Origin of the sequence: Phaeobacter sp. LSS9, assembly GCF_003443595.1 — a bacterium.
GTDB classification, from domain to species: domain Bacteria; phylum Pseudomonadota; class Alphaproteobacteria; order Rhodobacterales; family Rhodobacteraceae; genus Phaeobacter; species Phaeobacter piscinae.
In genome coordinates, this window is the sequence record NZ_CP031956.1 from 473,146 (window position 1) to 486,396 (window position 13,251).

Consider the following 13,251-nt stretch of genomic DNA (forward strand, 5'->3'; position numbering starts at 1 on the left):
GGTGGACCCTTACTCGATGATGACCAGCGGTGTTCCGAATTCGACCGCTGCGCCGTCTTCGACGAGGATACGCTTGATGGTACCGGCCTTGGGTGCCGGGATGTGGTTCATGGTCTTCATGGCTTCGACGATCAGCAGCGTATCACCCTCGGCCACCTGATCACCCACCTTCACGAACGTCGGCGCGCCGGGTTCGGGCTGGGTGTAAACGGTGCCCACCATCGGCGACGGGACAGCGCCCGGATGGCTTGCGGGATCGTCATTGGCGGCAGCAGGCGCTGCGGCAGGAGCAGCCGCGGCCGGGGCTGCGGGAGCGGCAGCGACAGGCGCCGGGGCTGCGTAGGCCTGCACCGGGGCAGGTGCGGCGATGGTCTGACGCGACACGCGCACATTCAGGCTGTCGTCTTCGCCGTAGTCACGCTTCACCTGCAGTTCGGTCAGGTCATTGTCGCGCAGCAGTTCCGCCAGCGCTTTGATGAAGGATACGTCTGCTTCGTGGGTCTTATTTGTCATTTTTGTCCTCAGCCGGTTCCGACAGGCCCACAGAAGCTGCGGGCATAAGATTTGAAGGCGCTTATAGGGTATGCTTTACCACAAGGAAAGCGCTGACAATATGGACGCTAACATGGGCGCCCTTGAGGTGATTTGCAATCTTGCGGTGCGGATCGCTGTTCAGAGCGGCATTCCGGTTAGTTTCGCCACCAGTTCCGGCAGTTTGCGGGCGGAGAACTTGACCAGAAGATGCGCCCGGTGGGTTTCGATCGTGCGATAGGACAGGTTCAGCTCAGCGCCGATTTCTTTGGCTGAAAGTCCGCGACAGGTCAGGATTGCCACATCACGCTCGCGCGGGGTGAGGCTGACCACGGGCCGGTCGTCCGAGATGTCGGCGAAACTCCAGACACCGCTGCGAAAATGGTGCTCCGGCGTCAGGGAGCGCCCGCGCACCCGGCACCAGAACAGATCGCCGGTGCGACGGCGCATGATCCGTTCGTCGTTATACTGCCCCGACTGCGCGTCGGGCTGTTGCAGCCGGTCGCCGATGCGCTGGAAGTCTTCTTGGCTGGGGTAAAGCTCAGCAATGGGCAGGCCGACGTAGCTGCCGCTATCCCCCCCAAAGGTTTCGGCAAACTGCTGGTTGCAGCGCTGGATCACCCGTTGATCGAGCAGAGCCAGCCCCACCGGCGCAAATTCAAAGGCAAGATCGGTCATGGGGGCAGATAACCGCTGTTCCGGCGCAAAGCAAAGCAAATTCAGGGCGCAAAATGCGTGGTGGGGTCCTTTGTGGCCACTTGCAAACTGGCATCACGGGTTCCAGAAAACGGGAGCAAAAAAGGGCTGATGCCACCGCATCAGCCCCAAGGTGCCAAGGCCGGTACATGAACCGGCCCGACGGGGAGTGTTGGGGTTAGATGGCCAGGTATTCGGCGCGCAGGTCCTCGTTTTCGAGGACTTCAGCGGCGGCGCCATCGAAGACAATACCGCCGGTATCAAGGATCACGGCACGGTCGGCCAGCTCCAGTGCACGCACTGCGTTCTGTTCAACGATGACCGTGGTGATGCCCTGTTGTTTGATGTGAATGAGGGTCTTTTCGATCTCATCCACGATAACGGGCGCCAGACCTTCATAGGGTTCATCCAGCAGCAACACCTTGATGTCGCGGGCCAATGCACGGGCAATCGCCAGCATCTGCTGTTCGCCACCGGAAAGCGTGACACCCTCCTGCTTGCGGCGTTCGCCAAGACGTGGAAACAGCTCATAGAGCCTCTCAAGAGACCAGCCGATGGGCGGGGCAATCTGCGCCAGCTGCAGGTTTTCCTCAACGGTGAGGCCGGGGATAATGCGGCGATCTTCGGGGACGAGCCCCAGACCCGCGGCGGAGGCCTCATGCGAGGACATCTTGTGCAGGGGCTGATGGTCCAGCCAAATCTCGCCCTTAGTCACCATCGGTGAGCCGGTGCGCGCGATGGAGCGCAGGGTCGAGGTCTTGCCAGCGCCGTTGCGGCCCAACAGGGCGAGGATCTCACCTTCGTGCACGTTGAAGGAAATACCCTGCACGATGTAGCTCTCGCCGTAGTAGGCATGCATGTCCCAGACCGACAGAAAGGCTGGTGCCGTGGTGGCGTGGTTGGCGTGTTTGGAAAAGTCGGGTTTGACGTTCATCTGTGATCTCCTTACGCCGACTCGCCGAGGTAGGCTTCGCGCACCTTCGGGTTGCCTTTGATGTTCTGCGGATCGTCCTCTACCAGCGGGGTGCCCTGCGCCAGTACAGTGATCCGATCCGCCAGTGAGAACACGACGTGCATGTCGTGTTCGATGATCGCGATGGTGATATCGCGCTCGGATTTGATCTGTTTCAGCAGGTCGATGGTGTTGTTGGTGTCGGCCCGCGCCATGCCCGCTGTCGGCTCGTCCAGCAGCAGAAGACGCGGTTCCTGACTGAGGCACATGCCAATCTCAAGCCGCCGCTTATCCCCGCGTGACATGGAGGCGGCGTTCATGTGCCGTTTGTCGGCCATGTTCATCTCCTCCAGCATGTGCTCTGCCTTCTCCAGAATGTCGCGCTGGCCAGAGACGGCGCTGATCGCATTCATTTCAAAAGCGCCATCGCGTTTGGCAAAACAGGGGATCATCATGTTTTCCAGCACCGACAGGTCGCCAAAGATCTCAGGCGTCTGGAACACACGGGAGATGCCCATCTGGTTGATTTCGTAAGGCGCGCGGCCCAGGACGGATTTGCCATCGAACATCACCGATCCGGTGTCCGGGATCAGCTTACCCACCAGACAATTCAGCAGCGTGGACTTGCCCGCCCCATTGGGGCCGATGATGGCGTGGACAGTGTTTTCGCGCACGCTGAGGTTCACCTCGGACAGTGCCTGAAGGCCACCGAACCGCTTGCCCACGTTTTTGACTTCAAGGATACCCATTGGTCTTGCTCCTTATTCCGCAGGTTCAGTTTTGCCCGAGGGGCCGTCTTTTTTCGCTTTGCGCCCTTGGATCCAGCCGCGCAGCTTCTGTCCGCCTTCAACCAGGCCACCGGGCAGGAAGATCACCACCAGCATGAACAGAATGCCCAAGGTCAGGTGCCAGCCTTTGCCGATGAAGGGATGCACGATGAAGACCATCGCATCCTCGATCCCGTCGGGCATGAAGCTGAACCAGCTGTGCAGCACGTTGTCGTTGATCTTGGAGAAGATGTTCTCAAAGTATTTGATGAAGCCTGCGCCCAGAACCGGCCCGATCAAGGTGCCGGCACCACCGAGGATGGTCATCAGCACCACTTCGCCGGAGGCGGTCCACTGCATCCGCTCAGCGCCTGCCAGCGGGTCCATTGAGGCCATCAGACCGCCAGCCAGACCGGCATACATGCCCGAGATCACAAAGGCAGCCAGCGTGTAGGGCCGGGTATTCAGGCCGGTGTAGTTCATCCGCTGCTGGTTCGACTTCACGGCCTTCAGCATCAGGCCAAAGGGCGAGCGGAAGATGCGGATCGACAGGTAAAAGGCGGCCAGCAGGATCAGCGCGCAAAGATAGTAGCCCGCATTGAACTGGAACGCCCAGGGGCCAACGGCCATCTCGAAGGTGGAGCGCATCTCCAGGCCAAAGAGGCTGGTCACCGGGATGGAGCCATCGGCGGTCGCCGACACGCCCAGAACACGGGGGTCATCCAGCGTCAGCTGCAGGCCGGTTTCGCCATTGGTGATCGGGGTCAGCACCGAATAGGCCAGGTTGAACGACATCTGTGCAAAGGCCAGCGTCAGGATCGAAAAGTAGATGCCGGAGCGACGCAGGCTGACATAGCCGATCACCAGTGCAAACAGGCCTGCGACGATCACCGACAATATGATGGCGGGCACCACGTTCATGCTCAGCAGCTTGAACATCCACACCGCCGAATAAGACCCGACACCAAGGAAGGCGGCATGGCCAAAGGAGAGGTAGCCGGTAAGGCCAAACAGGATGTTGAAGCCAATCGCGAAGATGCCGAAGATTACAAATCGCTGCATCAGATCAGGATAGCCCGCATTGAACTGCGCCATCGCGCTGCCCGTCGGGAAAGGGTTCAGGATGAACGGTGCAAACAGGGTCAGGATGGCAACGACCAGCAGCAGCGTCTTATCTTTTTTGTTGAGTGCGAACATGTGCTTAGTCCTCCATCACACCTTTGCGGCCCATCAGGCCCCGCGGGCGGGTGAGCAGAATGATGATTGCGACCACATAGATGATGATCTGGTCGATGCCGGGGATCAGGGATTTGATTTCATTCATCGAGGCGAAGCTTTCGAGCACGCCAAGAAGAAACCCCGCCAGTACGGCGCCGGGGAGGGATCCCATGCCGCCGACAACCACCACGACGAAGCTCAGCACCAGAAAATCCATGCCCATATGGTAGTTGGGGGAGTTGATCGGGGTGTACATCACGCCAGCCAGACCGGCGACGGCGGCGGCAATACCAAACATGATGGTAAAGCGGCGGTCGATATTGATGCCCAGAAGGCCCACGGTCTCCCGGTCTGCCATGCCTGCACGCACCACCATGCCAAATGTGGTGAACTGCAGGAAGGAGAAGATGCCGCCGATAATGACCACAGCAAAGAAGAAATAGACCACGCGCCAGACCGGATAGACGATGTCCATCCCAATGATGGACCCCAGATTGACGACACCATTCAGGGCGTCCGGGGCAGGGGTCTGGATCGGATTTGCGCCGTAGAAGTATTTCACCACCTCCTGCAGCACGATGGCGAGGCCGAAGGTCACCAGGATCTGGTCTGCATGGGGGCGCTTGTAGAAATGCTTGATCAGCCCGCGTTCCATCACGTAGCCGACGCCGATCATGATCGGAATGGCAAAGAGGATCGCAAGCGGCACCGCCCAGTCAATGATCGCACCGCCCACCTCGGGGCCGAACCAACTTTCGACATAGGGGGTTTTCACCTTGAGCGGATTGCCCAGAAAATCCTTCTGGGTTTCATCTACGGTTTCAAAGCTGAGGCTCAGGACCCGTTGCACGGTGACCGCACAGAAGGCGCCGATCATGAAAAGCGCCCCATGGGCAAAGTTCACCACGCCAAGCGTGCCAAAGATGAGTGTCAGACCCAGCGCGATCAGCGCATAGGCCGAGCCCTTGTCGAGCCCGTTTAAGATTTGCAATAGGATTGCGTCCATTGTCCCCACCTTCGGTTGGTCCGTCTGGAATTGGCATAAGTCGGCTGTTCAGCGCCGCTGGCGCTGGTCCTGTCGTCGTGAATTGTCAGGCAGGTTGACGCCGGGAGAGTGGCAGGGCGGGCACATGATCTGCGCCCGCCCCATGTCTGTGATCAGGCGCCGCTGTTGCAGGTGCCCAGGGCACCGCCTGCGAACATCGGATGATCCGGCGCGTAGGTCACCTGTTCGGCCGGGGTCACTTCGACAACTTCAAGGAGGTCGAACTCCGAGGTCGGGTTTTCCTTGCCGCGCACAACCAGTACGTCTTTGAAGCACTGGTGGTCTTCGGCACGGTACAGCGTCTTGCCATTGCCCAATCCGTCGAATTCAAACCCTTCGAGGGCCTCAACAACCGCGCAGGGGTTGAAGGAGCCCGCGCGTTCGACTGCATCTGCATAAAGCAGGGTCTGGCAGTAAACGGTGTGTGCCGCCTGGCTCGGCGGGAAGCCATATTTGGAGCCGAAGGAGCGTACAAAGGCTTGCGAGCCTTCGTCCTGCAGCGACCAATGCCAGTTCGTGGAGCCGTGGATGCCCTTCACGTTGGCACCGGCACCCTTGGCCATCAGGCGGGAGTACAGCGGAACAACGATTTCGAAGTTTTTGCCGTTTACGACCTTCTCACGCAGACCAAACTGGACCGCATTGGTCAGCGAGTTCACCATGTTGCCGCCATAGTGGTTCAGAACCAGCACGTCGGCACCGGAGTTCAGAACCGGCGCGATATAGGACGAGAAGTCGGTGGCAGCCAGCGGCGTGCGGACCTTGTTCACGGTGTTCCAACCCAGCGCCTCAGTGGCGGCGGCGATGGATTCTTCCTGGGTCCAGCCCCAGGTGTAATCCGCCGTCAGATGATAGGCATTCCGGTCCGTGCCATAGAGGTTCTTCAGCACCGGTGCCAGTGCCGCACCGGACATGTAGCCGTTGAAGAAATGGCGGAAGCCATTGGCCTTCTTGTCTTTGCCGGTGGTGTCGTTGGAGTGGGTGAGACCCGCCATGAAGATCACGCCAGCCTCCTGGCAGAGACCCTGTACAGCAATCGCCACACCGGAGGACGACCCGCCGGTGATCATCACGGCGCCGTCTTTTTCGATCATCGACTTGGCCGAGGCACGGGCCGCGTCGGATTTGGTCTGGGTGTCGCCGGTGACGAATTTGACTTCCTTGCCCATGATCCCGTTGCCCTGCAGGGCCTTGGACGAGAAGGTGTTCATCATGCCGCCGTCGCCGCCGCCATTCAGATGTTCAACGGCCAGCTGATAAGCGCGCAACTCATCCGCGCCCTCATCCGCGTAGGGGCCGGTTTGGGGTACGTTGAAGCCCAGCGTCACAGTGCTGCCGGTCGGCTCATTTGTAAACGCGGCTGCAGACGATGCGGTAAAGATCGTCGGAAGCGCCACGCCGGCGCCCGCGATGGCACCGGTCTTCAGCACACCGCGACGCGATACGTCAGTCTTGGACATGTAATCCTCCCTTATGTGTAACGACGGCAACAGCTCCTCACTTCCGCTGACGTCCGCACGTTTTCGTGCAAAACCAGTATGGGCGCGGCTTGTAAAATCACGCAATAAAACCCTTGAAATGCTGATTTATTCTGTAAACAAATGAACAGGTGTTAAGGGTTTTCTGTAAAGAAACTTATGTTGCAGCGCAGAAAGCCCTTGATCCGCCATGCTTTTGGAAGGGAGTGCCGCCATGGGGCGTGACACGCTGACAGGGAGCCGCATCCGCGAGCGGCGGTCGATGCTGGGGCTGCGCCAGGCCGAATTGGCGCGGCAGGTCGATATCTCTGCCTCCTATCTGAACCTGATTGAACACAACCGGCGCAGAATCGGCGGCAAGCTGCTGGTTGATCTGGCGCGCGTGCTGGCGGTTGAGCCGTCGATGCTGACCGAAGGGGCGGAGGTGGCGCTGCTGTCGACCCTGCGTGAGGCTGCTGCGGATTTGCCCAGGCCGGTGGCAGAGCTGGACCGGGTGGATGAATTTGCAGGCCGGTTTCCGGGCTGGGCCGAGGTGCTGGCGCAAAGCCAGCAGCGTATCGCCAGCCTGGAGCGCACGGTGCAAACCCTGTCGGATCGTCTCACCCATGATCCGCAGCTGGCGGCCTCGCTTCATGAGGTGCTGTCCACTGCGGCGGCGATCCGATCAACCGCGTCGATCCTGGCGGAGACCGGAGAGCTGGAGGTCGAATGGCGTGACCGCTTCCACAACAACCTGAATGAGGATTCGCTACGCCTTGCAGAGAGTAGCCGCGCTTTGGTGAACTTCCTTGATGAGAGCAATACCTCCGCAGAACGTCGTGGTGTCCCTCAGGAGGAGGTCGAGCAGTTCTTCGCCAGCCACGGTCATCACTTTCCGCAGCTGGAAGCGGCAGGGCCTGAGGCGCGCGGGGATTTGATTGAGGTGCTGATTGCGCAGGGGGGCGATCTGGTGAGTGAGGCAGGCCGTACCATCGCCCGCGCGGCCCTGCTGCAATATTGCGCCGACGCCGCAGTGCTGCCGTTGATGCCGTTGACTGAACGTCTCGCCAGTGGTGGGATTGCCCCGGTCAGCTTGGCTCGTGCCTTTGATTGTGATCTGCCGACCGTGCTGCGCCGGCTTGGAGCGTTGCCGCCTGCGGTGCTGGGCCAGGAGGCGGGGCTGGTGGTCTGCGATGCCTCTGGCTCCATCCTGTTTCGCAAGCCGGTCACGGGGTTTGCATTGCCAAGGTTCGGCGCCTCCTGTCCGTTGTGGCCGCTGTATACCGCGCTTTCGCGCCCGCAGGTGCCCGTGCGCCGGGATGTGGTGCAGCAGGGGCGCAGTGCCGTTGGTTTCGATTGTCTGGCGGTCTCTTGGCCTCATCAGCGGCCAGATTTTGACAGTGACCCGCTGTATCACGCGGTGATGCTGATCCTGCCTAAGGGCGAGGTGGCGGAGACAGCCCAGCCAGTGGGCGCGAGCTGCCGGATCTGTTCGCGCCGCGACTGTGTGGCACGGCGCGAACCGTCGATCCTGAAGGAAGAGTTTTGACAGCAGCGCAACCGCAACGCTACTGTTGCGCCAGGGACGGAGACGCCTTGAGGCAATGACCTCGCGAAGGATCGGGCGTAGGGGAGGAATATCCACACAATGGGCAGGCATGTTGTTCTGGTCGAAGACGAGCCGAATATCACCGAGGCAATCCGATTTCTGCTGACCCGCGATGGCTGGCAGGTCGACAGCCACGCCGATGGTAGCGATGCGGTTGAGGTGATCTGCACGGCGAAGCCGGATCTGGTGATCCTGGATCTGATGTTGCCCGGCAAAAGCGGGCTGGAGATCATTCGTGAATTGCGCGACAGCGGGCAGCTGCCGGGTCTGCCGGTTCTGATGCTGACCGCACGAGGGCAGCTGCGCGACCGGGAGATGGCAGAGCAGGCCGGGGTCACCCGGTTCATGACAAAACCGTTCTCCAACAATGAGGTTCTGACCGCAGTCCGCGACCTTCATGCGCAGGCGGCGCAGAACCGTGCGGGTGTGTCTGAGGCTGGCGCTGCGGCTGCTGATCTGGCTGAACAGGCCCGCCAGGGATGATCCGTGGCGACGGCGCTGAGAGCGAGGGCGAAACCGGCGCGCCGTTTGTTGAACGCCGGACCTATCGTCGCCGCCGTCTGATGGATGTTGCTCGCCTGTTGCCTGTCTTGGGTGCGCTGTTGCTGCTGGTGCCGCTGATGTGGCCCGACCCAGACCCCTATCCTGCACCGGACAGTATGTCAGGCATGCCGCTGTCACGGGCGATGATCTACATTCTTGTGGTCTGGGCGGGGCTGATTCTGGCGAGCTTTGGTTTTGCGCTTGCGGTGCGGCGCTGGGCGGAGCACTGGACCGAAGGTGGCGAACCGCGCCGGGGCGGGGACGCGGACTGATGGCGTCGCTCAATGTGTTGGCGCTGGTCTGTCTGAGCTATGTTGCGCTGCTGTTTATCGTGGCTTTCGCCGCGGATCGTCATGCCAGCCATGGACGCACTGCCCGTTGGATGCGGTCACCGTTGATTTACACGCTGTCGCTGTCGATCTATTGCACCGCTTGGACCTTTTACGGGGCGGTGGGTTACGCGGCGCGCTCGGGATTGGAATATATCACCATCTATCTTGGTCCCACACTGGTCATGGTCGGCTGGTGGTGGGGCTTGCGTAAGCTGGTCCGTATCGGGCGCAGCCAGCGGATCACCTCCATCGCGGATCTTTTGTCGGCGCGATATGGCAAGTCAAATCTCTTGGCGATTGGTGTCACGATCCTCGCCGTGATTGGCACGACACCATACATTTCATTGCAATTACAATCTATTACGCTGTCGTTTGCGATCTTCGCAGAAGCAGACCCGCTGCGCAGTGTCAATGAAACACAGACGGTGTTCTGGGTGGCGGCCGGGCTTGCGGCCTTTGCCATTCTGTTTGGCACGCGCAATCTCAACGCCAATGAGCGCCACCACGGCGTCGTGACCGCCGTGGCACTTGAGGCGGTGGTGAAGCTGGTCTCGCTGCTGGCGGTGGGAATCTTTGTTGTGTGGGGAGTTGCGGGTGGGGTGGGCGAGACCATGGCCCGGATTGATGCCTCCTCCATCGGCCGGTGGCAGGTTGATGGCGGGCGCTGGGCGACGATCACTTTCCTATCGGCAGCGGCCTTTGTCTGCCTGCCGCGTATGTTTCAGGTCATGGTGGTCGAGAATGAGGATGAACGGCATCTGCGCGTCGCGGCTTGGGCGTTTCCGCTCTATCTCCTGCTGATCTCGATCTTTGTGGTGCCGATTGCCGCCATCGGGTTGGAGCTGCTGCCGGTGGGATCGAACCCGGATCTGTTTGTCCTGACCCTGCCTCTGGCCGAGGGCCAGCAGGGGCTGGCGATGCTGTCTTTTCTGGGGGGGTTCTCCTCTGCAACATCCATGGCGATTGTCGCGGCGATGGCGCTGTCAACCATGGTGTCAAACCATATCGTCATGCCGATCTGGCTGCGCTGGCAGGAGGTTGGCGCCTCCGTCTCCGGCGATGTGCGCCATGTCGTGCTGCTGTCGCGGCGGCTGTCGATCGCGGGCATCATGGCGCTGGGCTATTTCTATTATACGTTATCGGGCGGCGGTGCGGCGCTGGCGGCTATCGGTCTGATTTCATTCACCGGCATTGCGCAGATGCTGCCGAGCCTTGTGGGCGGGCTGTTCTGGCGTGGCGCGACCCGCAGCGGAGCGCTTGCAGGCTTGTCCGTTGGGTTTGCAATCTGGCTTTACACGATGCTTTTGCCAGAACTGGGCGGTGGGTTGCTGCCTGCGCATGTACTGGCGGATGGGCTGTTGGGCCTGTCGTGGCTGCGCCCTCATGCGCTTTTTGGGATTGAGGGGTTGGACCCTACGGTCCATGCGGTTCTGTGGTCGATGGCATTGAACACAGCGGCGTTCCTGATTGGATCTCTGCTGTCCTTTCCCAGTCCGATGGAGCGCCTTCAGGGGGCGCAATTTGTGCATGTATTTGACCATTCTTCGGGGCCGCGTGGCTGGACTGGATCCGTGGCGCAGAGCGAGGATCTGATGGTCATGTCTCAGCGCATCCTGGGGGCGGGTGAGGCACAGACGTTCTTTCAGAGCGAATTGGCGCGCCAGGGCGGGCGGGGGCCGCTGCCCGAGCCGACCCCAGCGTTTCTGGAGCGTCTGGAACGCGAGCTCAGCGCCTCTATCGGCGCAGCGGCGGCCCATGCGATGGTCGGGCAGATCGTCGGCGGGTCTTCGGTCTCCGTGCAGGACCTATTGGCGGTGGCGGATGAGACCGCGCAGATCCTTGAGTATTCCAATCGGCTTGAAACACAGTCCGAAGAACTGTCAAGAACGGCACGCAAACTTCAGGAAACAAATGAAAAACTGACACAGTTGTCGCAACAGAAAGATGCGTTCCTCAGCCAAGTGAGCCATGAATTGCGCACGCCGATGACCTCCATCCGGGCGTTTTCCGAGATCTTGCGTGATACCGAAAACCTGGCGTCGCAGGATCACAGTCGCTATGCGGGCATTATCCACGATGAGGCGCAGCGGCTGACCCGTCTGCTGAACGATCTGCTGGACCTCAGCGTGCTGGAAAATGGTCAGGTGAGCCTTAACATCAGTGCCGGACGTTTGGGCGATGTGCTGGACCATGCGGTGGCCACTGCGCTGGCCGATGGATCGGCGCGGCTGCGGGTGGAACGTGACGTGGCGACGGATGATATGCGGCTTTCCTCTGATCTGGACCGGTTGGCGCAGGTGTTCATCAACCTGATCGCCAACGCCGACAAATATTGTACCGCAGCGGACCCGGAACTGCGGATCACCGCCCGGCAAAGTGGTCATTGGATGTTCATTGATTTCATCGACAATGGTGAGGGGATCCCGCCAGAGTTTCGCACCACTATTTTTGAGAAGTTTTCGAGGGTTAGCCCGGAACGGGCAGGCGGCGCGGGCCTTGGTCTGGCGATTTGCCGGGAGATCATGCAGCGCCTTGGCGGAGATGTGGCCTATCTTTCGGGGGAGGTTGGCGGTGCCTTTCAGGTTTCCTTACCTCTTCGTCAGGAAAACCCGGTTTAACTGTTTATCGTAAAGTTATTGGTAACCACTCTTGAGGTAGACCTAGGGCAAAGCGGTGCGAGAGGGGCAGGTTTACAACCTATGTCTGAAACGAAATCGGAAACGGCAGCGAATGGTGGCGGCGGGGTCCTGGCCCGCAAACTGGCAGCCACCAAAGAGGGCAAGGGCGGACTGACCAGTTCGTTGACCCTTAAGGCTTTGCGCCGCTCGATTGCGCGGGCGGCAGCGGATCTGTGTGACCTTCCCGTGGCAGTGCTGGCCGCGCGTCAGGCCAACCGCATTCCCGAGGACCTGCCACCACATCTGTCGGACAAGCATCTGCTGGTGGTGTTGGACGGACCGCACGGGCGGATTGGTGCCGCCACGCTGGATGCGCCCACCGTGACCGCGCTTATCCAACAGCAGACCATGGGGCAGGTTCTGGGCAAGGCGCCGAGTGAGCGGAATTACACCCCGACAGACGCCGCCATGGTTGCCGATTTTCTTGAGCGCACCTTTGCCAAGGTGGTCTCCATGCTGGCCCAGCAGAAAGATGAGGCGATTTTCTCCGGGTACCGTTTCGGAGCGCAGGTCGAGGATGTGCGCAGCCTTGTTCTTGGGCTTGAGGCGGAAGACTACCGGGTGATTGAACTGACGCTGGATCTTGCCTGCGGGGCGATGCAGGGCGGGCTGACCCTGATCCTGCCTGAACCCTCACCCGAGGATCTGGGCGAGGCAGGTCAGAACGCCCATCAGGCCGGCCCATCGCTGGGAAGCAATATGGGGTCCATGCGGGCCGAGTTGCGCGCTGTTTTGTGCAAGATGAAGGTTCCCGCGAATGAGTTTTCCTCACTTGAAGAGGGGGATTTGCTGCCGTTGGATCAGGCCTTCCTCTATGAGACGGAGATGATATCCATCAGTGGTCAGGCTATTGCGCAGGGGCGTCTGGGCCAGATGAACGGCGCACGCGCTGTCAGGCTCACTGATCCGCGCACGAAGCTGGTGAACGACAGTGCGGCTGATGAGAGTGCGTTTTCGTCCCACATGGGCGGTGGTGCCGGTGCTTTGGATCACGAACCGCCAACCTTGGATCTCTCCGTTGCGGCTGACGGGTTGCAGGATCCCATGGGTGACATGGGCGGAGGCCTGGGGGATGGGCTCGGTGACCTTGGAGGAGATCTAGGTGGCTTTGGCGGCGATCTGGGTGGTGACCTCGGAGCGGATCTGGGCGGCGACCTTGGCGGTGATCTGGCGGGTATGCCGATGGCGGGCGATCTTCCTGATGGCCTGAATGACGGTCTGGGTGACGCCATGTCCGGCGATCTGCCAGATCTTGGAGATCTACCAGACCTCGGTGCGATGCCGATGGGCGACGGTCTCGGGGATGGCTTAGGTGACGGCTTGGGTGACGGGCTGGGCGATTTCAGCGCGGATGCGGCTGCGATGGAAATCTCCGATCTTGCCGGGCTGAACAGCGGTACCGGGTGACCCTGCCAAACCGGGC

At 60.6% G+C, this 13,251-nt stretch carries 12 protein-coding genes; 5 read left to right on the forward strand and 7 right to left on the reverse strand.

Annotation, left to right across the window (positions count from 1 at the left end):
* Positions 1-9 precede the first annotated feature (9 nt).
* From accB to D1820_RS02365, 7 genes are all read right to left on the reverse strand, one after another.
* A complete protein-coding gene (gene accB, locus D1820_RS02335; RefSeq protein WP_040173212.1) occupies positions 10-513 on the reverse strand; it encodes an acetyl-CoA carboxylase biotin carboxyl carrier protein in 504 nt (167 codons plus the stop codon).
* 159 nt (positions 514-672) lie between these two features.
* A complete protein-coding gene (locus tag D1820_RS02340; protein WP_040173213.1) occupies positions 673-1,209 on the reverse strand; it encodes a LuxR C-terminal-related transcriptional regulator in 537 nt (178 codons plus the stop codon).
* Between the two features lie 196 nt (positions 1,210-1,405).
* Positions 1,406-2,161 (reverse strand): ABC transporter ATP-binding protein, encoded by a 756-nt coding sequence (locus D1820_RS02345; protein ID WP_040178235.1) that lies wholly within the window; start codon positions 2,159-2,161, stop codon positions 1,406-1,408.
* A gap of 11 nt (positions 2,162-2,172) precedes the next feature.
* Positions 2,173-2,928 (reverse strand): ABC transporter ATP-binding protein, encoded by a 756-nt coding sequence (locus D1820_RS02350; protein ID WP_024097550.1) that lies wholly within the window; start codon positions 2,926-2,928, stop codon positions 2,173-2,175.
* Positions 2,929-2,940: 12 nt separating this feature from the next.
* Positions 2,941-4,143, reverse strand: a complete 1,203-nt coding sequence (locus D1820_RS02355) for a branched-chain amino acid ABC transporter permease (protein ID WP_118067740.1) — start codon at positions 4,141-4,143, stop codon at positions 2,941-2,943.
* A gap of 4 nt (positions 4,144-4,147) precedes the next feature.
* Complete coding sequence (locus tag D1820_RS02360; RefSeq protein WP_014874392.1) at positions 4,148-5,170, reverse strand: branched-chain amino acid ABC transporter permease; 1,023 nt, start codon at positions 5,168-5,170, stop codon at positions 4,148-4,150.
* A gap of 152 nt (positions 5,171-5,322) precedes the next feature.
* Entirely contained in the window at positions 5,323-6,669 is a 1,347-nt protein-coding gene (locus D1820_RS02365) for a substrate-binding protein (RefSeq protein ID WP_014874393.1), read from the reverse strand.
* A gap of 232 nt (positions 6,670-6,901) precedes the next feature.
* Between D1820_RS02365 and D1820_RS02370 the strand changes: the two genes are divergently transcribed.
* The 5 genes from D1820_RS02370 to D1820_RS02390 all read left to right on the forward strand — a co-directional run bounded on the left by D1820_RS02370 (position 6,902) and on the right by D1820_RS02390 (position 13,235).
* On the forward strand, positions 6,902-8,215 hold the full coding sequence (locus D1820_RS02370; RefSeq protein ID WP_118069985.1) for a short-chain fatty acyl-CoA regulator family protein: 1,314 nt from the start codon (positions 6,902-6,904) through the stop codon (positions 8,213-8,215).
* 99 nt (positions 8,216-8,314) lie between these two features.
* Positions 8,315-8,758, forward strand: a complete 444-nt coding sequence (locus D1820_RS02375) for a response regulator transcription factor (RefSeq protein ID WP_102897128.1) — start codon at positions 8,315-8,317, stop codon at positions 8,756-8,758.
* Positions 8,755-9,090: a hypothetical protein gene (locus D1820_RS02380; RefSeq protein ID WP_040173223.1), complete on the forward strand. Its 336-nt coding sequence runs from the start codon at positions 8,755-8,757 to the stop codon at positions 9,088-9,090. Before D1820_RS02375 ends, D1820_RS02380 begins: the two co-directional genes overlap by 4 nt.
* Entirely contained in the window at positions 9,090-11,768 is a 2,679-nt protein-coding gene (locus tag D1820_RS02385) for a sensor histidine kinase (RefSeq protein WP_118067741.1), read from the forward strand. The genes D1820_RS02380 and D1820_RS02385 overlap by 1 nt, the downstream gene beginning before the upstream one ends.
* An 81-nt stretch (positions 11,769-11,849) precedes the next feature.
* Positions 11,850-13,235: a FliM/FliN family flagellar motor C-terminal domain-containing protein gene (locus D1820_RS02390; RefSeq protein ID WP_118067742.1), complete on the forward strand. Its 1,386-nt coding sequence runs from the start codon at positions 11,850-11,852 to the stop codon at positions 13,233-13,235.
* Positions 13,236-13,251 lie beyond the last annotated feature (16 nt).